The sequence below is a fragment of the Sorangium sp. So ce375 genome, from assembly GCF_051473855.1.
GTDB lineage: Bacteria > Myxococcota_A > Polyangia > Polyangiales > Polyangiaceae > Sorangium.
In genome coordinates, this window is sequence record NZ_CP150335.1 from 5,810,150 (window position 1) to 5,831,998 (window position 21,849).

13 protein-coding genes are annotated in these 21,849 nt (G+C 72.4%); 4 read left to right on the forward strand and 9 right to left on the reverse strand.

The features are described 5' to 3' along the window. Nucleotides 1-576 precede the first annotated feature (576 nt). Nucleotides 577-873, reverse strand: a complete 297-nt coding sequence (locus WME90_RS21465) for a hypothetical protein (RefSeq protein ID WP_437283032.1) — start codon at nucleotides 871-873, stop codon at nucleotides 577-579. Nucleotides 874-1,535: 662 nt separating this feature from the next. On the opposite strand from WME90_RS21465, the gene WME90_RS21470 reads away from it, so the two are divergent. Both WME90_RS21470 and WME90_RS21475 read left to right on the forward strand, forming a co-directional pair. Continuing rightward, nucleotides 1,536-3,323, forward strand: coding sequence for a hypothetical protein (locus WME90_RS21470; RefSeq protein WP_437283033.1), 1,788 nt, complete (start codon nucleotides 1,536-1,538; stop codon nucleotides 3,321-3,323). Nucleotides 3,324-3,426: 103 nt separating this feature from the next. Continuing rightward, nucleotides 3,427-4,800, forward strand: coding sequence for a sigma 54-interacting transcriptional regulator (locus tag WME90_RS21475; RefSeq protein ID WP_437283034.1), 1,374 nt, complete (start codon nucleotides 3,427-3,429; stop codon nucleotides 4,798-4,800). Nucleotides 4,801-4,811: 11 nt separating this feature from the next. Here WME90_RS21475 and WME90_RS21480 read toward each other — a convergent pair whose 3' ends face one another. The 6 genes from WME90_RS21480 to WME90_RS21505 form a co-directional block, all read right to left on the reverse strand. After that, nucleotides 4,812-4,952, reverse strand: a complete 141-nt coding sequence (locus tag WME90_RS21480) for a hypothetical protein (RefSeq protein ID WP_437283035.1) — start codon at nucleotides 4,950-4,952, stop codon at nucleotides 4,812-4,814. Between the two features lie 188 nt (nucleotides 4,953-5,140). Then, nucleotides 5,141-5,719 (reverse strand): hypothetical protein, encoded by a 579-nt coding sequence (locus tag WME90_RS21485; RefSeq protein WP_437283036.1) that lies wholly within the window; start codon nucleotides 5,717-5,719, stop codon nucleotides 5,141-5,143. Nucleotides 5,720-6,145: 426 nt separating this feature from the next. After that, entirely contained in the window at nucleotides 6,146-7,531 is a 1,386-nt protein-coding gene (locus WME90_RS21490) for a serine/threonine-protein kinase (RefSeq protein WP_437283037.1), read from the reverse strand. Nucleotides 7,532-8,040: 509 nt separating this feature from the next. Further along, nucleotides 8,041-9,252 (reverse strand): hypothetical protein, encoded by a 1,212-nt coding sequence (locus WME90_RS21495; protein ID WP_437283038.1) that lies wholly within the window; start codon nucleotides 9,250-9,252, stop codon nucleotides 8,041-8,043. A 1,611-nt stretch (nucleotides 9,253-10,863) separates the two neighbouring features. Then, entirely contained in the window at nucleotides 10,864-12,078 is a 1,215-nt protein-coding gene (locus WME90_RS21500; protein ID WP_437283039.1) for a hypothetical protein, read from the reverse strand. Nucleotides 12,079-12,245: 167 nt separating this feature from the next. Then, nucleotides 12,246-16,580, reverse strand: coding sequence for a protein kinase domain-containing protein (locus WME90_RS21505; RefSeq protein WP_437283040.1), 4,335 nt, complete (start codon nucleotides 16,578-16,580; stop codon nucleotides 12,246-12,248). Between the two features lie 292 nt (nucleotides 16,581-16,872). On the opposite strand from WME90_RS21505, the gene WME90_RS21510 reads away from it, so the two are divergent. Continuing rightward, nucleotides 16,873-18,108, forward strand: coding sequence for a GNAT family N-acetyltransferase (locus tag WME90_RS21510; protein WP_437283041.1), 1,236 nt, complete (start codon nucleotides 16,873-16,875; stop codon nucleotides 18,106-18,108). A gap of 195 nt (nucleotides 18,109-18,303) precedes the next feature. On the opposite strand, the gene WME90_RS21515 is transcribed toward WME90_RS21510, so the two are convergent. Next, entirely contained in the window at nucleotides 18,304-19,257 is a 954-nt protein-coding gene (locus tag WME90_RS21515) for a LysR family transcriptional regulator (RefSeq protein ID WP_437283042.1), read from the reverse strand. A 162-nt stretch (nucleotides 19,258-19,419) separates the two neighbouring features. Between WME90_RS21515 and WME90_RS21520 the strand changes: the two genes are divergently transcribed. Next, the gene (locus tag WME90_RS21520) at nucleotides 19,420-20,637 is read left to right on the forward strand and encodes an acyl-CoA dehydrogenase family protein (RefSeq protein ID WP_437283043.1); all 1,218 of its coding nucleotides are present in this window, start codon (nucleotides 19,420-19,422) and stop codon (nucleotides 20,635-20,637) included. 40 nt (nucleotides 20,638-20,677) lie between these two features. Here WME90_RS21520 and WME90_RS21525 read toward each other — a convergent pair whose 3' ends face one another. After that, complete coding sequence (locus WME90_RS21525) at nucleotides 20,678-21,445, reverse strand: hypothetical protein (protein WP_437283044.1); 768 nt, start codon at nucleotides 21,443-21,445, stop codon at nucleotides 20,678-20,680. Nucleotides 21,446-21,849: the final 404 nt, after the last annotated feature.

Below are 21,849 nucleotides of genomic sequence, written 5' to 3' on the forward strand. Positions count from 1 at the left end.
TCGTGGCCCACGAGGGCCCGTGCTCCCTCGCGTTCCGCACGGCCCAGCGCCGCTTCGCCGGCGACGAGGCCGAGCTCTACGTGGTCAGCTCGACCGACCAGGAGCGCTGGACGCTCGAGGCGCGCGTCGCGCTCGGGCGCGACGTGCGCGAGCCGCGGCTGGTTTCGGGCGCAGGGCGGGCCAACGATCATCTACCGGACGACGTTGACCCTGCCCTGACGCCGCGTTCGCCTCAACCTCGACACCGGGAGCGCGGGCGAGCACCGCGGGATCACTGGTGCAATTCGAGGGGATGCGTCAGGGTGCTGGCGGGTCGGCTCCACGACCCACGTGGCGAGGCGGCGGGTGGATCAGACTCTGTCTGACGAACCGCTGCGCGGCCCGAGCCGCCGGCCGAGCTCGCGTATTCCTCGCTCGCTCTTCCTGGGCTCGAGCCACTCGCGCCATCCGTCAGACGGGACATAACGAGACCATCTGGAGCCGAGCAGCTCTCGCCATGGACCATGTTCGTCTAGGATCCTGAGCGCGCTCACGAGTCCCGAACGGAACGCCCGGCCGCAGGCACCTGGCGCTGACCTAGGGAGTAGTGTTGAGCGCCAGGCACCCCTCAGGCAAGTTGTCGAGGAGACATTGCCCGAGCTGGCCAGGGGAGATATTCTCGCTTTGGCCCGCCTGCGCTTCATCGAAACAATCCTGCACGATCGCAAGACACTGATTACAGTTCACCACAGGAGGCGGGCAGGTCGTGGGGGGCGGGCAGCTCGTAGACGAGCAGGTGGTGTGCCCTGCCTCGGCTGTCGACGCGCCGAAGAAGATGCCGCCGGCAGCGGCGAGCAGGAGAAACGAAGCGCCATAACCGATGATCTTTTTCATAATCAGGCCCCCTTGTTACAGCGCGACACGCATCCACGCGGCGCGCTGCAGACTTGTCACAAGCGCAAAAGGTAGTCGCAAAACCCTGATGCTCAACAAATTTTACAGCGTTAACTTTCCCCTCTCCGACGCTGTCATCTCCTATCCGACGCCGCCAAACGAGGACGCACAGAGCAGACTTGAGAGCTCCGAAGCCTCACGGGACGCCGCCGTGTTGTGCGTCTTGGTCGCCGTGCGCTGATGAAGTGCAGGGCGCCTGTCGCGTACATTCGCAGGCAGAGGAGTCATGCGGGAGCCGAGAGAGTCCGAGGCATGATCACGAGCCTCATTGGCTCAGCGAGAGTCCAACCGGAACATCGGCAGCGATGCGCCCTGTCACGCTCGCCGCGAACGAAGCATCCATGTCACCGAGCTGCGCGATCTGGCCGTCTTGCGCGCAGAACGGATGGAGCGTGTGTCCGGATCACGCCGCACGCCTCGCCACCAAGGCTCGATCAGCGCAGCTCCCATGGGGCCCGCCCATCGAAAAACAATGTAATATATATTACATTTGTCTCCGACCCGTCCCTCGGACGGAGTGAGCCACAGATACGGCAGCGCCGCGCGAGGCGCTCCGGTTCATCTACACGGCGCGCTCGGCATACCCTACGTTGTGCGCCCGCATGAAACCGGATCCTCCCGATCGCTTCGCGCGGTGGCTCAGCCACCCTCGCTTCTTCACGGCTGTCTTGCTCGCCGCGCTCGCCCTTGCGCTGCCCACGGTGGCGATCGCCTTCTATGCCGATGACTACATCCTGTTCTGCTACCTCGCGAAGCTGATCCCCGCGTCGCCTCCCTGGTACGATCTCTACAACTTCTTCCCCGGCGCCCCGGAGCAGACACGGGCGACCATCTCCATCTCCGGGCTGCCGTGGTGGACCGATCCGGAGCTCAGGCTCCACCTTGTCCGCCCCCTGGCGAGCGCGCTGCTCACGCTGGAGCGCGCGGTCTTCGGCGACGCCCCGCTCGGATACCACCTCGTCTCCATCGCGCTCTACGTCGCCCTGATCGCGGCCGCCGGCAGGCTGTTCCTGCGGGTGCTCCCGGGCGCGACCGCGGCGCTCGCGGTGCTGATCTTCGCGATCAGCGGGAACCACGTTCACCCGGTCGGCTGGATCGCGTGCCAGCACCTGCTGCTCGCGGCGCTCGCGGGGGTGCTCGGGCTCCTCGGGTGGCTCCGCTACCGCGAGGATGGGTGGCGGCCCGGGCGGTACCTGGGCCCGCTCGGGCTCGGGCTCGGGCTCCTCGGCGGCGAGGCGGCGCTCGGCGGGGCGGCGTACTGGATCGCCTATCAGCTCGCCGGTCCCGTGCCGCCTGGCCGCGCGGACGGCTGGCGCGCCCGGGCGGCCGGCGTGCTCCCGGCGCTCGGCCTCCTCGTGTACTTCGCCGCGTACAAGGCGTTCGGCGGCGGCGCCGCGCACACCGGCGGGTACATCGACCCGCTCACCAGCCCGCTCGCCTTCGTGCGCGCCGCGGCGGAGCGGCTGCCCATCCTGCTCGGCGGCGCCCTGGTGGCCGTGCCCGCCGATCTCTCCGTCCCCCTCCCCAAGCTCCCCTTCATCGCGGTCGGGCTCGCGGCGGCCGCCGGCGTCGCCCTCCTCTACCGCGCTTGCCTCCCCGCGATCCCCGAGCGCGAGCGCGCCGCCGTGCGCTGGCTCGTCCCGGGGGCGCTCCTCGCGTTCCTTACGAGCCTCGGGGGCTTCCCTGGGTCGCGCCTGCTGCTGCTGCCGGGCCTCGGGATCGCGCCGCTCCTTGCCGTCGTCGTCCTGCGCGGGCTCCGCCGCGACCCCTCGCTCGGGGCCGCGTCGTGGCCCCGCCGCGCCGGCGCTGGGTTCCTCGCCGCCGTGCACCTCGCGCTCGCGCCGCTCCTGTTCCTCGCCGCGACCGCATCGAGCGTCGATATCGCGCGCAAGCTCGAGGACATCTCCCGCACCGCGGAGATCGAGGCGCCGCTCCGCAAGCGGGTCTTCATCGCTGTCGCCTCGGATCCGATGGCGTCCATCTACCCTCAGGCGATCCGCGCCCTGGAGTCGCCCGAGTCGTTCTCCTGCTGGTCGATCCTCTCGATGAACAAGGGCACCCACCGCCTCACGCGCACGGGCCCGTCCTCGTTCTCCCTCGGGCCCATCGGCGGGACGATGCTGACCGGGGCGTTCGAGACCCTCTACCGCGCGCCGTCCGCGCCGATCCCGGCGGGCTACGAGGTCAACCAGTGCGGCGCCACGATCCGGGTCGCCGAGGTCGCGGACGGCAGGCCCGCGCGGCTCGAGGTCGATCTGGGCGCGCCGCTCGAGGATCCGGGGCTCGTCCTCCTGGCGTGGCGCGACGGGGGGCTCCGCCGCGTCGCGCCGCCCGCGGTCGGCGAGGCGGTGGAGATCCCGTGGTCGCCGGGGCCGATCGGGTTCTTCTGAGCGCGGAGCCGCCCCCACGGACGCCCGGCCGCGCTCGCTCCGCCTGCGCTTGCGCCCCAGCGCGGCTCGATGGCTCGTCCGCCCGCTGTGATACCGTGGCCGCGTGCCCAGCAGACCTCCGAACAAGTCGGCCGAGCGCGGCGCCGAGACGCTGACGCATACCGGCTCGCCCCCGGGCGACGACGCGGGCGCGGTGCGCCGCTTCCGCCTGGAGCTCGTCGAGGGTCCGGCGAAGGGCGCCGTCTGGGACTCCTCCGCCGATCGGTGCTCGATCGGCGGGGCCGAGGGCAACGACCTCGTTGTCGACGATGCCACGGTCTCCCGGTTCCATTGCGAGATCCGCATCGATGACGCCGGGGCCCGCGTCCGCGACCTCCGCAGCCGCAACGGCACCGTGGTCGACGGCGTGCACGTGATCGAGGCGCTCCTGCGCACCGGGAGCCTCATCCGGCTCGGCAAGACGGTCGCGCGCTTCGAGTTCGGGACGGAGCACAATCGACTCCCGCTCTGGGACGAGCCCCGCTTCGGCGCGCTCTCGGGCGCCTCGGCGGCGATGCGGGCGGTGTTCGCGCTCCTCGCGCGGGCCGCCGAGCGCGACGTCACCGTGCTGCTCGAGGGCGAGACCGGCACCGGCAAGAGCCAGGCGGCCCGCTCGGTCCACGAGCGGAGCGCGCGGCGGGACAAGCCGTTCGTGGTCGTCGACTGCGGCGCGATCCACGGCAACCTGATCGAGAGCGAGCTCTTCGGACACGCGAAGGGCGCGTTCACGGGCGCGGCGGAGCAGCGGGTGGGCGCCTTCGAGGAGGCGTCGGGCGGGACGATCTTCCTCGACGAGATCGGCGAGCTGCCGCTCGACCTCCAGCCGAAGCTCCTGCGGGCGCTCGAGGCGCGCGAGATCCGCCGCGTCGGGACGAACACGGCGCGGCCGGTCGACGTGCGCGTCATCGCGGCCACGCACCGGGACCTGCGCGCCGAGGTCAACGCGGGCCGCTTCCGGGCCGATCTCTATTTCCGGATCGCGGTCGTGCGGATACCGATGCCGCCGCTGCGGCAGCGCCCCGAGGACATCCCTGCCCTGCTCGACGACCTCCTCGCCTCGCTCCACGCGACGCCGGACGAGGAGGCGGCGCTCCGGGATCCGAAGGTCATCGCCCGCATGAAGCGCGCCGCGTGGCCGGGCAACGTGCGCGAGCTCAGGAACTACGTGGAGCAGTACCTCGTGTTCCGCGCGCCGCCGCCCATGGGCGACCCTGCGCCGGCGCCGAGCGCGCCGCCGGCGATCGACGCCGGCGTGCCCTACGCCGAGGCGCGCGATCAGGTGCTCGCGGATTTCGAGCGCCGCTATTTCGAGGCGCTGCTCCGCGCCCACGACGGGAAGGTCTCGCGGGCGGCCGCGGCCGCGGGGCTCGACCGGCGGTACCTCTACCGCCTGCTCCACCGGCACGGGCTCGGGCCGGAGCGGGAGGCGCAGGCGTAGAGATCGGTTCTTCAGGGGAGCTCGTCGAGCCCCACGCACGCCGCGTGCGTGATGACGAGTCCGGTCTCGGCAGCCGTCGCCGTCCGCGCGACGAGGTCCAGGAGCTCGCCGCCCACGAGCGGCTCCCGGCCCGAGCTCGCGGTGGAGTGCAAGCGCGCTGCTCCGCCGTGGCGACGCAGGGTCTCTATCCGACGGAGCTCCAGCCCACGGAGCTCCAGCGGTCGGGGAAGCCGGGGTCGACTATCCCCCGGCCCCCACGGATCCGAGGCCCGGATTTCCCGCGGCGGGGCGCCGGGGCGTGCTCGTGAGACGAGCCGCCTCGGCGCCCCTCGGGATCGCGTCAGGGACGGCCCCCGCTCATGCAGGCGAGCTCGAAGTCCGAGCAGCAGTCGTCATAATAGAGGCACAGCGGGTCGCAATGGCATTCGGCGGCGCTCCCCCCGCAATGGTTCACGCAGCTGTTGTTGCGGGTCAGGATCGGCTTCTCGAAGATGGACACCTCGCACGTGCCGTTCCAGATGTTGTCCCCTCCCGCGCTGCGCTTGACCCTGATGCTCGCGCCGCAGTCGGTCGGATCGCCCGGGCTCAACCACTTGTCGAACGAGCAATCTCCGTTTCCGCGGTGGATCACCTCGATATGATCCCGCTGATAGCCGGGGCTGCACTTCCGGTTGGCCGTTCGCGGGAGCACCTCGTAGTGGACCTCCTCCACGACCCAGCCGCGAACCTTGAACTCCTCGTGATAGCGGAGCTGCACGCCGCTGCTCAGCGCGCTCTCCGCGACCCCGATCTCCGGATCTCCCTCGGCCTCCGGCGCGACCGGGCCGTCGGACTCGATGCCGGTTTCCTCGGGCGGCTCGACGGCGCACGCCGCGAGCGACAACGAACCAAGAAACAAGACGATGGCGCTATACTTCATAATGATCTCCTTTATCTACCCACAAAAAAGGCGCGGCAGCCGGCGCTGGGTCGAAGGCCCCCCGCGGCCCGGACGACGCGGCGAACACGTGCTCGCCCCGGGTCCACGGGCGCGGGGGTCGCTTCATCGACCTCGTCAGCCCTGGTGTCCGGCGGTGCCCCTCGGCACTTCCGGCGCTCAGCACATCACCTCTGCACGTCACCTCTCCACATCACCTCTCCACGTCTCAGCACGGCACATGCCAGCCTCTCCGCCGGATCCATGTCGTGGAATCCAGGCGCCGGAACGCGCAGGGCGCAGCGTCGGCCCCGGCGTCGTGTGGCCTGCGCGGCGACACGACGGTCGCCGACTGCGACGCGGAGGCGACAGCGACCGCGCGCCCCGTCGCGACCGGCCCGCGAGGCGGGTCGCGCGCGCCGGAGGTCGCTACCCCTCGTCGAGCCCGGCGCGCGCCGCGGGTGTGATCACGAGGCCGCCCGTGCGGTGCCCCGCCGTCCACTCGTGCAGACGCAAGAGCTCTCCCCCGCCGAACCGCTCCCGCCCCGGCGCGCCGTGGACGACCATCGCGGGCGCGGCGTGCACGACCAGCGTGACGTGCACCGCAGGGCTCGGGCGGGGGCGCGCCGCGATCGCGGCCGAGAGCGCGCGCGCCGCGCCGACGAGGCGGCCCCGCGCCGCGCGGCTGCCCTCCGGCTCGCCGGGGAGCGCCACCGCCCCGACCAGCACGCCGCCGCCGTCCACGACCGTGGCGAGCCCCGCGTCGGCCGCGGCGCGCCGGACCGCCGCGAGGACCGCCTCGGCGTCGTCGAAGGCCGCCTCGTCGATCTCGCCCTCGCCCTCGATCTGCACGCCGGCGAACAGCGCCGCCGCGGCCCGCACGCCGGCCTCGGCGCCCGCCGCCGCCGCCAGCGCGGCGCGCAGCTCGGCGAGGAGCTCGGCGACGCCCTGGCAACGCTGGTCCGGCGATTTCGCCAGGCAGCGCGCGATGAGGGCGTCGACGGCCGGCGGCACGGGGACGAGATCGTTCGCCCGCGGCGGCGGCGCGAAGAGGTGGAGCTCCTCGAGCTCGACGGGGTTGTCGGCGCGGAACGCGGGCTGCCCGGTGAGCATCTCGTACAGCAGGAGCCCGAGCGCGTAGACGTCGGTCCGCGCGTCGACGGCGAGGCCGGCGAGCTGCTCGGGGGCCATGCTGCCCGGCGTCCCGAGCACGCTGCCCTGCGTGACGATGGCCTCGCGGCCGAGCCGCCCGGGATCGAGCAGCTTGGCGATCCCGAAGTCGACGAGCCGCGTCGTGAACCACCCGCCCCGCGGGATCGCCATGATGTTCTGCGCCTTGACGTCGCGGTGGACGATCCCGAGCGCGTGCGCGGCGGAGAGCGCGCCGCCGATCTCCTCGAGCACGGCGAGCGCCTCGGCGGGCGACAGCGCGCCGCGGCCGCGGAGCTCTTGGTTGAGCGTCCGGCCCTCGATCCACTCCATCGCGATGTAAGGCCGGCCGTCCGGCAGGTCGCCCACGCCGACGATCTCGACGATGTGCGGGTGCGCGAGGCCCCGGAGGGCCGCGGCCTCTTGCTGAAACCTCGATAGAATCCGCGCACGCGCGGCGAGCCGAAGCCGTAGGACCTTGAGCGCCACGGGCCGCCCCGTGCCGAGCTGCGTGGCCAGGTAGACCACGGCGAAGCCGCCGTGGCTCCGCGCCTCCTCGATCAGAAATTCCCCGGCGAGGGTGCCGGGGGCGAGCTCGTCGGAGGCGACCGGCCCCTCGTCGACGAGGGTGCCGGGGGGATCATGAGGCCTCGTGGTCGCCGCCATGCTCGGGTGAGATCGCCCGAGCTCACGGCGGAATGCAAGCGTGGGATGCCGCCGCGATCAGCTGGCGGGCGGAGGGGTGGTGGTACGGATCGGTACCGCCCGCCGCGCCGGCGCGGCCTCAGGCCGGAGCGCGAGCCGCAGGGCCAGTCGCGATGGGTTGACTACGCCCTGACGCAGGCGTCGAGCCGATAGGCTCGGCTCGTGCCGATAGCCGTCGCTCCCGGCGCCTACCAAGGTCGCCCAGCATCGAAGAATGTGAATCCCAGGAGTCCGGAAACAAGGAATCGTTCTGCGCAATAGGTAGCCCACGAGACGACTTGGCCGTTGCCGTAGCCGGTCGGTATCGACCAGCAATTTTCGCGCTCGGCCCACCTCGCAGAGCCATAGCCGTGCTTCAGCCAGCAAGTGCCTGCTGTCGACGCGAACGCGGTTCGCGACCTCGGCGAGCTCGCAGAAATCGACCGGATCGTCCACGACGCCCACCGGCTCGCTTGCATCGCGGGCGGGGCTCAGAGCTCGCCGTAGTACGAGAGGTCGGCATACGAACTGCTCACGACGTTGCCGATGGTGAGGCCGCCCGCGAGCGCCTCGGCCGTCTTGAGCACGCCACCCTCTTTGTAAACCACGGGCGTGAGCCCGAAGGTCTGTCGGTTGCCGTTGCGCCGCACGTTGCCGAAGAGAAAGCGCGTCGGCGTGCCGTCGGCGTTGCTCTTGTTCGGGTCGTTCGAGCTCGCCGCGAGGCCCTGCAGGCCGAGCTCCTGCTGGAACCACACCGGCGCGCCGAGCTGCTGCCACGACACGCCGTCGGCCGAGGCGTAGCCCTGGGCGTAGCTCGCCCCGCCGCCGGCCGGCCAGACGTCGAGCCGCACGAAGGTGGCCTCTTCGCCCCGGATGCCCTGCCCGAGCGAGGCCGCGCGGCGCGCCGTGCCGCAGGGGCCGCCGCAGCCGAAGGTGCGGTATTGCACGAAGAGCTCCTCTTCGTCACCCGCGCGGCAGACGGCGAAGTAGGGCGACTCGCGCGAGAAGTCGTGGCGGGCCATCAGGCAGCCCTTGGCCCAGTGGTGCACGTTGCCATTGCTCGCGTTCGAGACGAAGGCCGTCCAGGTGTTCGACTGGGTCGGCTGCGCCACCCACGAGGGCGCGAAGGCGAAGTCGTCGCCCGTATCCCAGATGTCGCCCGAGCGCACGGTCATCTCGAGCAGGGCCCGGCGCTCGCGCGCGTGCTCCAGCGCGTGCGCCCCGTAGCGGCAGTCGGGGGCGGCCACCCCGAGCGGGCAGAAGGGGTAGCCGAGCGCGTTGTCGGTGCGGGCGAACCCGTCGGCGTGCCAGTCGTAGCGGTCGGTTTGAATCCACGGATAGATGGCGGCCGCGGCGTCGTTGTAGAAGGTCGTGAAGTCGTTCGTGCCCGGGGCCCTGACGATCGCCCCGGGGAAGTCCTGCAGCAGCTCTTGCACCTTCCAGGGTTCGCCGCCCTCGGTGTGCATGACCACGTTGACGTGGTTGGCGAGGCCCCCGAAGGCGGGCTGCTCGTAGGGCCACGCGTTGACGAACCGGAGGGGCGCTAGGAAGGCGGCGCGGCCGAGCGCCGCCGAGCTGTTCGGGCCCGCGTAGAGGTCGTACGAGGCTTCGGTTGTGGTGACGTCGTTCCAGTTGCCGGCGTGCACGGTCACGATGATCTTGCCCCGCAGGCTGTCGAGCAGCGGCCAGCCGCAGGTGGCCACCGCCTGCTGCAGCGTGCCGGCGCCGGGGCAGCGCGCGAGCAGGTCGGCGGGCCTGCTGCAGCGTGCCGGCGCCGGGGCAGCGCGCGAGCAGGTCGGCGGGCGTGAGCAGGGCGTCGCGGAGCTGGCCCTTCAGCCGCTGGTCGAGCCCCTCGGGCGTCTGGCGGCCCGGGTCGTGGGCGGCGTTGGCCTCCGCGTCGGGGAAGGCCACGTCACAGCTGCCGCCGTCGTTGCCCCCCTTGAGCTCGAGGTGCAGCGTCACCACCTCGTGCTCGGGCACCGCCGCGTGAAAGGCCGCGAGCAGGCGCAGCCCGTCCGAGAGCTTGTCGAAGCGGCCGTACTCGCTGGGCCACCAGGGCGAGTGGTAGACGTACCAGTCGTTGGCCGGGTGGTGCGCGGCCCCGCACACGTTCGTGATGGGCTGCGAGCGGAGGTCCCACTCGAAGTCGCGGGCGCCGTAATAGACGAGCTGGTCCATCACGCCGGCGGCCTTGTCGGTCTGGTAGGCGTTGTGAATCGACCGCTGGTACACCTGGTTGTAGCGCAGCTGCTGCGAGAGCCAGGTGCGGTAGGTGGCGAGCGTGTGCTTGCCGGTCGCGAGCTTCGCCTGCCCCGTCGCCACGTCGGCCGGCGAGGCCAGCAGGCGCACCACGCCGAGAAACGACGAGGCGATCTTGCCCTTGCACTCGTCCGACTGCGCAAAGGCCTCACGCATGCGCTGTATCGTCCACCCGTCGCGAATGTTCTGCTGCCAGACGTCGACCTCCCAGGTGTCGGGCGTGCGCTCGACCGTGGCCTGGTAGACGGCGGCGATGGCGGCGCGGCACTGCGGATCGTTGGCGAACGCGGCGCGCATGGTGCCGAGCGTCCAGCCGCCGCCCTGCAGGTTGGTCAGCCAGACGTTCACCTCCCAGTCGGCGGGCACGCGCCCCAGCGTATCGATATAGACCTGCTTGATCTGCGCCGCGGTGACCGTCAGCGCGTCCGACCGCTCACCGACGGCCTCTTCGGCGCTCTCGGCCTCCGCCCCCGCGGGCCCCTCCGCCGCGGTCGGGCCGGCGCAGCCGGCCGCCGCGACGACGAGCCCGGCGCTCAAGACAATCGAATTTCGCACGATACGTTGATCGTTCATCGCTCCTACCTCGCTAGCGGCTAGTGGCGCTGGACGCGCTCGTCCTGAATCATGTGGGTCGGACGCCGTGCCTCATTGCAGCCAGCGTGCCGCGCAAGGAAGGCTGAGATTCGGCGAGGGGGTGTCGCTCCACGGAGGCAGCTCCGCGTGCCCACGCCCCATCGCGTCGCTGCCGCCGTCGAAGCGCAGGCGGCCCAGGGGCCAGGGATCAGGGCCCCATCGAGGGCGCTGCGCGCGCGCCTTGGCGCCGCCCGGAGGGTGCCTCTCCGCAGAGGCAGGCGCCGCTCCGCGGCGGCACCCCCGCGGGCTCGGGTGACATCGTGTCGACACGGCGTCAGTCAAGGCAGGCCAGCCGGGTGCGCTCGGCGTCGCAATAGCAGCCGTCCGGGGGATCGGGGGTCGCTATCACCGCGAGGGGCAGAGCGCAGCAGCCGGCGGCGGGGCCCACGCCCCGCGAGGTCGCGGGGCGGTCAGCGGTCGCCTCAGCGCTTCAATGGCGCCTGGGGCAGCTGGCGGACTGTCGGGCGGATCGTCGGCGCTTGGGGCTGCTGGCGAACGGTCGACGCGCGGTCGTCCGGCGAGCCCGGCTTTCGCACGCGGCTACGGAGATCCGGGGCGGGATCCGGCATGGGCCGGTTGTAATCGCGGAGCGGGTCCGGGACCTTCATCACCCGGCAGGGGTTCAATTCCGGCTTCTCGTCGCGAAGGAACACCGTGATCGGGTGCGCCCACGGGCGACCGCCCGCCGTGCAGGTCGGGTACGTCCGTGCGGAGCTCTCTGGGGTGGAGCGCTCTGGGGCGCATACGTGATGCGGATCGCCGGGCGCGGCGTTGGGCGCCGGATCGCCGCAAGAGCCGGCATAGCTCGCGACGCACCCCTGATGGTGCGTCCCTCCGTTCGGGTCCGGCACGGCGCAGACACGCGTCGACATCCAGAGGCGCGGGGTCATGTTCTGGCACCCGATCGCCATCAGGGCGCGCGTGTCGGGCGGAGCGCACACGAAGGCGTTCGTGTAGATCACGTCCACCGCGGGCCGGGGCTGGCCGACAGAGGTCTTCTCCGCGGCCGGGTTCAGCCCGTCGGGGCTCAGGATGTTGCCAAAGTAGGCACCCTCGCGGTCGGTGAACTTCGTGGACTCTCCCGATTCCAGCGCGAGCGCGGCGGATCCGTCGCGGATCGAGATCTCCTTGCGACTGCCGGAGGCGTTGTTCCTCGTCAGGAGGCAGGCCGACACGCGCTCCTGACAGGCCGCGTCGGGCGCGCTGCCGGCCCATGAAGGGCAGAGGCCCGCGCCGCTGCCCGTCCACGTGAGCTTGCCGTTTCGGCCGACCGACTCCCCGGGGCGCGGATGCCACTCCTCGCCGGCGCCCGGCGTCCAAGAGACGCTCTTGTCGCCGCTGAGCGCGCACGCGACGAGGTCCTTCATCACCTCGCGCGCCGAGGGATCGAGCAACGCCCGGTGGAGCGTCCCCGCGCGGAAGGACGCATCATTGAGCGGGTTGCTGGAGAGCGCCGTCAGGCTCTGCCGGTTGGTCGTGAGCATGTTGAAGCCCAGCTGCTCGAGCGTGAGGTGATTGCCGGCCTGCATCAGCGGGATCGGGGGCGCGAGCGGCGCGCCGGAGACGCTGGCCGCGAGCGCGAGGCCCGCGGTCACGGACAGCGTGGAGAGGCCGAGGCAGGCGGTTCGTCGGTTCATGTTCGTGCCTTTCGCATGGGGTGCAGGGTATCAAGCAGCGGCCGTGCCACGATGATGGCCCGAGCAGATCGCGAGATCGCCGGGGCGCCGCCAGCCGCACCGTGGCCCGCGCGGCGACACGACGAGGGCGGCTGTCGCCGCGGCGGCGACAGCGGCGGCCCAGGGGCTCACGGGAGCGACCGCCGCTCGATCTCTCGGGCCAGCTGGGAGAGCCGCCCGCTCCAGAAGCGCGAGCCCGAGGTCTGCGCCGCCGCCTCGCCGAGCCAGCGGCGCGCCGCATCCACCCGGCCGCCGCGGAGCGCGGCGTCCGCGGCGAAGCACAGCACCTCGATGTGCTCGCTCAGGAGCGCGGCCCCGCGCACCTCGGTCACGAGGGCGTCCCACAGGGCGTCCGGCGCGTCGCCGCCCTGCACCACCTGCGCGCAGAGGCGGATCAGCGCCCGCGTGACCGGCGGCAAGGCGTCGAGATCGGCGTGGCCGAGCACCCAGTCGAGGTGGCGCCGGGCGTCGTCGAGCTCGCCGCGCGCGCAGTGGATCCGCGCGACGAGGAGCGCGTAGTCGGGCACGAGGCTCGCCTCGAAGAACCGCTGCTGGAGCTCCCAGGCGCGGACCGCGAGGGGCAGCGCCTCGGAGAGCTCGCCGCTCCAGTAGAGCAGCTCGGCGAGGTTGTGCGTCGGGCCGCGCTCGAGGAACGCGCTGCCGAGCTCGCGCGCGAGCGCGACCGCGGTCCGCAGGTCGCTCACGGCGCCCTCCGGATCCTCGCGCATCAGCCGGACGAAGAGGCGGTTCATGTACGCGACGCCGAGGTGCAGGCGATCCCCCGCGCTCGAGCAGCGCGCGATGACCTCCTCGAACCGCGCCTCGGCCTCCTCGATGCGGCGGGCGTAGACGAGCGCGGGCGCGAGCAGGAGCAGGGCGATCACGTGGCTCTCGTGGTCGCCGAGTGCCTCGGCGCGCCGGGCCGCCTCCGCGAGGCGCGCGATGGCCTCCTCGGTCTCCTGCCGGCGGAAATGGCCGCGCCCCACCGCGACGTCGCAGCGCACCGCGAGCCCGGCGTCCCCGAGGCGAGCCGCGAGGGGCGCCGCCCGGTCCACGAGCGCCTGCGAGCCCGCGTAGTCGCCGCACCAGTCGAGGACCGTGGCCTCCTCGAGGAGCAGATCGGCGACCCGGGCGCCGTCCTCCTCGGCCTCCGCGAGCGCCCGCGCGGCGCGGAGGTCGCCGGCCGCGTCGTCGAAGCGCTGGTTCCGGTAACGGACCTTGCCCCGGCCCGCCAGCACGGCGGCCCGGCTCACGAGGAGCGCCGGCGCCGGCTCGTTCTGCGAGAGCGTCGGCTCGGCCTCCGCGCGCGCCGGCTCGCTCTGCGAGAGCGCCGCCAGCGCCGCGGTGTAGCGCTGCTCCGCGTCGACGTAGAGGTGCCGCCGCCGCGCCTCCTCCGCGAGCTCGAAGCAGGCCGCGGCCGCCTCGGCGTGCGCGCCGGCCGCCGCGGCGTGGCGCGCGACCCGCGCGAGCCGGGCGCCTCGGTCCGCCGGCGCCGCGAGCAGGCGGCGGAGCGCGATCCCGTGCAGCCGCCGCCGCAGCGAAGGCGGCGCCTCCGCCTCGATCGCCTCGCGCAGGAGCGGGTGCGCGAACGCGAGGCGGCTCGCGCCGGCGGCGTCCACGGCGCGCAGCACGCCGCGGCGCACGAGGCGCGACAGGCCGACGCCGGGATCCAGGTCCCCGCACGCGCTGACGGCCCCCGCGCGCACCGCCTCGTCCAGGAGGCTCCCGAGGTCGTCGACCGCGAGCTCGTCGCCCGCCACGGCGCACACCTGCGCGAGCTCGGCGAGCGGCGGCGGCAGGCCCGCGAGGGCCCGCCGCGCGAGGCGGTCCATGACCGGCGCCGCGTCGCCCCGCGCGCGCTCGTCGGCGGCGAGGTACCACCCCGGCCCGCCGCGGACCTTCCGCACGGCGCCCGCCTGCCAGAGGGCGGCCGCGAGCTCGACAAGGAAGAGCGGGACCCCCTGCGCCGCCTCGAGAAGGCCCGCGACGACCGGCTCCGGGACGAACTCGACAGGGCGCAGCCGATCGAGCAGCGCCGCGCGCGCGGCGCCCGGGTCGAGCGGCGGGAGCGCCCGCTGGGCGGAGCGCGCCGCCCGCTCGCCGTGGAGCGGGCGCACCGCGGCCAGCGTGGGGTGCGCCGCCACGAGGATCGCGAGCGGCGCGCGGGCCCCCGCGAGGGTCGCGATCTCGATCGCGTCGAGGCCCGCCTGGTCGCCCCACTGCGCGTCGTCGACGACAAGCGCGAGCGGGCGTCCCTCCGGCGCGCACGCGCGCCGGAGCGCCTCTCCGGCGGCCCGGGCCAGCGTCTGGCGGAGCGCGCCGGGCGCCGCGAGCACCGCGGCGACCGCGGGCTCGGTCTCCGGCAGGGCGTCGAGCGCGAAGGCGACCGCCGGCCACGACGCGGGGCCGAGCTCGGGGCCGAGCCGCGCGACGCACGCCGCGCGGATCACCTCGGCGCGCGCGCCGTCGCCGAGGGCCAGGGCGGCGCGGAGCAGCGCGCGGACGAGCCCTGCCGGCTCCGCGACGTCGGGCGGCCTCGCCGCGAGGGCGATCACCTGCGCGCCGGGCTCGGCCGAGAGCGCCGCGGCGACCGCTCTCCAGAGGCGCGTCTTGCCGTGCCCGACCTCGCCGAGCAGCGTGAGCAGGAGCGGCGTGCTGTCGCGCCAAGCGGCGCGCACCTGCGCGACGATCTCGTCGAGCAGCTCCTCTCGCCCGCGGATCGGCGGCTCGACCGCCGGGGCTCCCGGCGGGGCGGCGCCTGCGCTCGCGTCGTCGTCGCCGGCCGGTCCGGTCGGCTCGTCGAGGAGGGCGGCCGCCTCCGGGGTGATCGCGACCGGCTCCGGCGCGCCGGGGGGCCAGAAGCTCGCGGGTCGCGCGAGCGCGGGCCCTGCGAAGACCGTCCCGGCGGCGCCCTCACGCACCTGGAGCTCGGCGACGTGAACCGCCGCCGAGGTGCCCTGGCCCAGCGCGCTCACGAGCTGCCGGGCCGCCTGGAGGGCCGCACGAGCGCCCTGGGCGGCGGCCCCGGGAAAGGCGATGACATAGAGCCCGTCCTGCACCCTGGCGAGCCGCCCGCCGAGCGTGGCGGCGATGCCCACGACCTCGTGCACCGGCGCGCCGCCGCGGACCGCGAGGAGCGCCACGGGGCTTCGCCGGGGCGGGTCGGGCCTGCCTGGCGCGGCGCCCGGGGCCGGCTGGCCAGCCAGCTGGGGCACCTGGCCGGCCCACGGAGGCGGTTCGCCAGCTATCCCGGATGGCTCGTCGCGAACTTTAGGCGGTTTTCTGGCATTTTTGTCTTGTTCAGCGCCTTGGTTAGGTTGTTTTCCGAGCCTTTCATCTCGTTCTACGCCTTGATTAGGTTGTTCTCTGAGCCTTTCATCTTGTTCTACGCCTTGATTAGGTTGTTCTCTGAGCTTTTCCTCTTGTTCATCGCCCCCCTTGGGCGGCTCGCCGACCCTCCGGGACGGTCCATCGGCACGAGGAGGCGGTTCACCGACCCTCTGGGCCGGCGGGCTCGCGATGGCGCCCTCGAGCGCCGCCCGCAGCGCCTCGCAGAAGGCGCGCGCCGACCCGAATCGCTCCTCACGGGCCTTGGCCAGGGCGCGCAGCAGGACATCGTCCACGCCGCGCGGGACGGGCGCGATCTCGGACGGCCGCGGCGGGCGACGGGAGACGTGCGCGCGGACGACGGCCGAGGCCTCCCCCACGAAGGGTGGCCGCCCGGTGAGCAGCTCGAAGGCGACGACCCCGAGCGCGTACAGGTCCGCGCGGGCGTCGACGTCGCGCGCGTCGAGGCACTGCTCCGGGGCCATGTACAGCGCGCTGCCGAGCCGGAGCCCCGTGTGCGTGACCGCGCTCCCCTCCTCTGCCGCGCCGCTCGCCTCCCCCGGCCGCGCGAGCCCGAGATCGAGGAGGGTAACCTCCGGCGCCAGCCCCCCCGTCCGCCGCAGCATCACGTTCTCCGGCTTCAGATCCCGGTGCACGACGCCGGCCGCGTGCACCCTGTCGACCGCGGCGCCGATCCCGTCGATGAGCCGCACGGCTTCCCCTGGCGCGGCGGCGCCCGCCCCGGGGAGCGCCTCCATCCAGCGCGCCAGCGTCTCGCCGCCGACGAGCTCGAGGACCAGAAAAGGAAAGCCTCCTTCCACCTCGCCCTCGCCGAGCAGCCGCGGCGCCGCGGGCGGGCCGACCCGGCGGAGCGCCGCCGCCTCGCGCGAGAACCGTGGATCGCCTCGATGGCGCGCGATCTTGAGCGCCACCGCGAGGCCGTCCTCCCGCCGCGAGGCCGCGAACACGCGGGCGAAGCCGCCCTCGTCGAGGAGGCGGAGCCCATCGAACCCCGGGACGCGGGGCGCGATCTCCGCCGCCCCGGGCTCTTCCTCCTCGGCGCTCGCGGCCGCGCCGCCGTGCAGCGGGCAGCCCGCGACGACGCCGATCCTGCGGAAACAGAGGGTGCAGCGCATCCGCGGGGGTTGCCTCCGGGGCGATGCTACTGCGCGCGTCGAGCCACCGGAAGCCGCTCGGCGCCGGCCGTGCCGGCGGGCTTTCCGCTCGCGTTTGCGCGCGTTTCTCCCCGCGTCGTGCGCGCTCTCGGCGAGGCGCTCGGGCGGCGCCAGGCCTGGCTCGGCGGCCCGAGGCGCCGCCTGCGACGCGAGCGCCGGCTCGCACGTCAGAAATTTGGCCAGGGCCTGCGGGGTCCGGGTACGAGGGGCGCATGCTCGATCCCGCGCCTCGGGCGAACCGCTTCTCCTACCGATGGCGGGTACGCTCCTGAAGACCCCGCCCCTCACCGTCCGCTCCCCCGCTCCGGTCGCCGACGCAACGGCGGTGATCGAGATCACGGCGCGCACCTTCGGCAATTACGCGCGATTCCGCGCCGAGTGCGCCGACTGGTACGTCAACCACAGCCACTACGACTGGGACGCCTCGGCCGTCGGATTCCTGGGGGATGCGCTGGTCACGCACTGGGGCGTGTGGGGTTACCGGATGAGGATCGGTCGGGCGGAGGTGCGCTGCGGCGGCATCGGCGCGGTGGCCACCGAGGCGGCGCACCGCGGGAAAGGGCTCATGGCCCGCACGGCTCCGCACAGCCTCGACCGCATGCGCGCCGGCGGTTACCACCTCTCGATCCTGTTCGGGATCGACGACTTCTACCACCGGTTCGGGTACGTGGCGGCCTGGCCCGAGTCGCGGTGGCGCGTGAAGCTCGCCGACCTCCCGGCCACATTGCCTCGGCCGCGCGGCCTGCGCCGGATCCCGGCGGCGCCCACGCCGGCGCTGGTGCGCCTGCACAACCGGTGGAACGCCCGCCTCACCGGCACCGCGGTGCGGCCGACCTACCTGCGCTCGTGGAACGGCATGCGGAAGGACGTAGAGGCCTGGTGCTGGGGCGCGGACCGCGAGCGCCCCGAAGGGCACGTCGTCGTCCAGACGGAAAAGGCCCGGCTCGTGTGCGCCGAGGCGACCGGCGCACCGGACGCGGTGCTCTCGGCGCTCGGGGCGCTCTGCCGGCGGAAGGCGCTCCCCGGGCTCCGCTTCGACACGCTCCCCTACCGCTCGGCGCTCGCCGCGCGGCTCCGCACCCTGAACAGCCGCTACGAGCAGCGGTATGCGGCCAACGGCGAGGCGATGGTCCGGGTCGTCGATCTCCCGGGATGCCTCACGGCGATGGCTCCGGAGCTCTCGGCCCGGCTCGCCGCGTCCGAGCTCGCGGATTACCGCGGTACGCTCACCCTCGCCAGCCCGGAGGAGGCGGCGACGCTCCGCCTCGACGGCGGCCGCGTCGAGGTCGTCCGCGGGCGGAGCGCCGCTGGGGCGGCGCGCAGCACGATCCGCGGCGGCTGGGCGGTGGCACGGCTCCTCCTCGGCTCGGACGCGCCGCTGGAGGTGTGCGACGCGGGGGAGCTCCGGCTCGGCGGGGACGCCGCCCGGCTCGTCCCGGTGCTCTTCCCGGCGCAGCACCCGCAGCTCACGCTGGCGGATAGGTTCTGAAGGCCGCGCGTTTTCCGCGCGGTCGCGCCGCACCCCCTCGACGGTGGAGCGGTCATCGCGATGGCAACCAGCACCGCTGAGGAAGCAGGCGACGATCGCGGCGGTGGTCTGAAAGCCAATCTTCAGGAGCGAAGTCCAGTGCACCGGGGACCATCGCTCGAGCGATCAAGGGGGTACCCCCGCGTCCGGGCAGGGTCACGCCGGCGCGGCGTCGACCTCGATGGGCCGGCTGGCCAGAAGGTCGTCCAGCAAGGCGCGCAGCGCCACCGATTGGCCGGCAGACCGGGTATACAGGGCGGTCGCTTGGATCACCGGCAGCTCGAGGTCTGGGAGCAGGCGTACAAGCGATCCTCGCTCCAGGTCACGCAACGCGAGGAACTCGGGGACGAAAGCGATGCCCAGCCCGGCCCTCGCGGCGTCCCTCGTGACGATCATGTTGCCGGTGCTCATGCGCCAGGGGACGCGCACGGTCTCCCCGCCGACCTTCCATTGGACGAGCTCGGGCCGCGTGACGATGGCGGCGTGCCGGGCGAGGTCGGCGGGTATCCGGGGCACGTCGTGCTGCTCCAGCCAGCCCGGCGACGCGACGATGACCATGGTGATGTCGGCCAGCTTGTGGCTGAGTAGCTCGCTGTCCTCGATCGCCCCCATGCGGATGGCCAGATCGTAGCCGCCATTGACCAGGTTGACGCGCCCGTCATGGAGGTGCAGGTCGATGCGAACCGCCGGATAACGCCGCATGAACGAGAGCAGCCGGGGCGCGATCGCCGCCTGGCCATAGGCGACGGGCGCGGTGATGCGCAGCAGCCCGGAGGGAGCCGCGTGCTGGCTCTTGACCTCGGCGGTCGCCTGCTGCGCCTCCTGAACGATGGGCTGGACCTTGTCGAAGAAGCGCCTGCCCGTATCCGTCAGGCTGAGCGCGCGCGTGGAGCGGATCAACAGCGGTGCGCCGAGCCGCTTCTCCAGCAGCGCGAGGTTGCGGCTGATGGTCGCCTTGGGCAGCCCGAGCGCCCGGCCGGCCGCGCTGAGCGAGCCTTCCTCGACGATGCTCACGAACATCGACAGACCAGACAGATCATCGGGCTCCCTCAATGTTCCACTCCTCGAACGCGGCCGTTCCAGGACGCCGTCTGGCGCCGCCCCGGGCATCTTCGCATACTCCGGACGTGATCCTAAGCGTGGCGGCGCCGGCGCGGCGCCCCGCCTCGCGGCGATCCGCGCCGATGCGCGGGCCGCCGCCGGCGATGCCGGTCTCCCCGAGGCCACGGATAGTCTATGAGTCTTGAACATTCTTCGATCAGACCTGCCGTCATGAAGGCGCCCGGTCGGATCAGCCCCGCCCCCGACGCGCCATCCCTGGAGAGCCTGGTCTCTACCGCCCGCGAGCTCATCCCTCGCCTCCGCGAGCAAGCCCAGCAAACGGAGATCGAGCGCCGCGTCTCGGAGGAAACGAACCAGCTCTTCCATCACGCCGGCTTCTTTCGTCTGATGCAGCCGGCGCGCTACGGCGGCTACGAGTACGGCTTCACCGCGCTCCTCGACGTGATCAGCGAGATCGGGCGAGGCTGCACCTCGTCCGCCTGGGCGTGCTCGCTCGGGGCGATCCACCAGTGGCTGCTCGGATTGTTCCCGGCGCAGGCGCAGGACGACGTGTGGAGGGAAGACCCCCGGGCCATCCTGTGCGGCTCCTACTCGCCCATCACGACAGCGCGGGCGGTGGATGGCGGGTACCTGATCCAGGGCAAGTGGCGCTTCGCGTCCAACATCGACAATTCACAGTGGGCCGTGCTGGGCGTCCAGCTCCCGAAGGAGAACGATGCCACCCCCAGCGGCGGATTCTTGCTCGCGCCCCGCTCCGACTGGTCGATCGAGGACGACTGGCACGTCGCCGGTCAAGCTGGCACCGGGTCCAAGACCGTGGTGATCGACAAGCCGACCTTCGTCCCCGGTCATCGGAAGCTCACCTTCTCGGAGGCCGCGTCCGGCGCGCCTCCAGGGGCCGCGGTGAACTTCAACCGTATCTACAACATCCCCTTCCTCGCGGCGATCCCCGTCTGCCTCGTGGCCCCGCTCCTGGGTACCGCCCAAGGCACCATCGATGCCTTCCTCGATCTCTGTGAGAACCGCGTCACGCGCGGCGGCGTCGGAGGCGCGGGAGCGCGCCTGAGCCAGTTCGCTCACGTCCAGTCGCGCCTGGCCGACGCGGCGGCCGCCGTGGACGCGGCGAGGCTCGTCCTCGATCGCGACATCACCGAGGTGGAGCTGAAGGCCGTCCAGGGGAGGTCCGTGAGCGTCGAGGAGCGCATCCGCAATCGGCGAGGCCACGCCTACGCGGCGAAGCTGTCGCACTCCGCCATTCAGGCGCTGTTCTCGTGCGTCGGTGGCAGCAGCTTGGCGCTCGGTCAACCCATCCAGCGCATGTGGCGAGACGGCAATGCGATCGTCCAGCACATCACGCTCAACTGGGACGCCGTGTCCACGATGGTAGGCCAGCACATGCTGGGCGTCGATCCGAAGGGGGCCTACTGAGAGCCACGTCTCCCGCGCCCGCTGCGCAGGAGGGGCCGCATCACCTCCTCGTGAGCCGCATGAAGCTCTTCATCGGCTTACCCTCGTTCTCCTCCGTCAGCGTCTCCGTACCGAGCGTGAGCGAGGACCCCTCCACGCAGAATGCCCTATCCTTGAACCCCCACTCCTCGCCGTCCTCCTTGGTCGTCAAGGTCGTGCCGATGGCTCCCCAGACGCCCGCCTCGGTCCTCGGGTCCTCGCGCAAGAACAGATCGCACACGCAGTCCTCGCCTATCGTCCCGCATCTCCCCGATTGAAAAATCGGCTCTTCCGAGAGCGGGATACCTTTCATGTCCTCGTCGAACTCCGCGCACGTCTTCGAGACGCCCTCCTCGTCGACGCACGGCATCCGGATCACCATCTTCACCGGCCCTCTCGGCGTGTAGGTGAGGGCATAGGTAGAGTCCGCGTCGAATTCGGCATGTCCGTCGTACTCGACGTCGTCGAACGAGATCGAGGCCTCGCAGCTCCCGCTTTTCCCGGAGAATCCAGATGTATTCGTGCAGAGGCTCTCGATGGTCCACGATCCGGTCGGATCACCACCACACGCCGAGACCTCTCCGCAGGCAGCGGCTCCGCCGTTGCCAGGCGGGTCGGCCTCCGCGCACGCGAACAGGGTCAACAGGGGTACCACAAAGACGAGCTGGCGTTTACGAGAGATTTGTTTCACGACATCTCCTTCATTGACATCGACAATGCGGACGCTCGCAGCGCCGAGCGGCCACGGCACCGCCGTGCCTCCCCGTGAGCCTGCGAGCAACAGGGCCATGGCCTGACAATTCCAGGGAGAACCGCAGGTCGAGTGAGGACCACCGTTGCTGGAGCAACGGGTTCATGTCAGGCGATCGTCTATGGCTCTCCCTACGCAGTGCAAGGCTCAGGCCATTCGAGCCTCAGCCTGCCATGGGCCATCGCCATCCATCGTAAGCGGTCAGGAGGCGCAGGCGCGCCGGCCGCACCGCCAGCGGCGCGCTCCCTATGTGAAATTTTCACTACAAAGCGGCAGGGAGGTTGTCGCGGTCCGGCGACACCACGCCTCCGGCGACGTCATGTCAGCGCGGCGTCGGCGAGCGCTGCGCCGTTTCGTCCGAGGATCTGCCCCCTTCACGGCCCAGGCGCCCGGTACGGGGCGACACGCCTCTGGCGCTGACCGATAGCACCGAGCGAGACCGG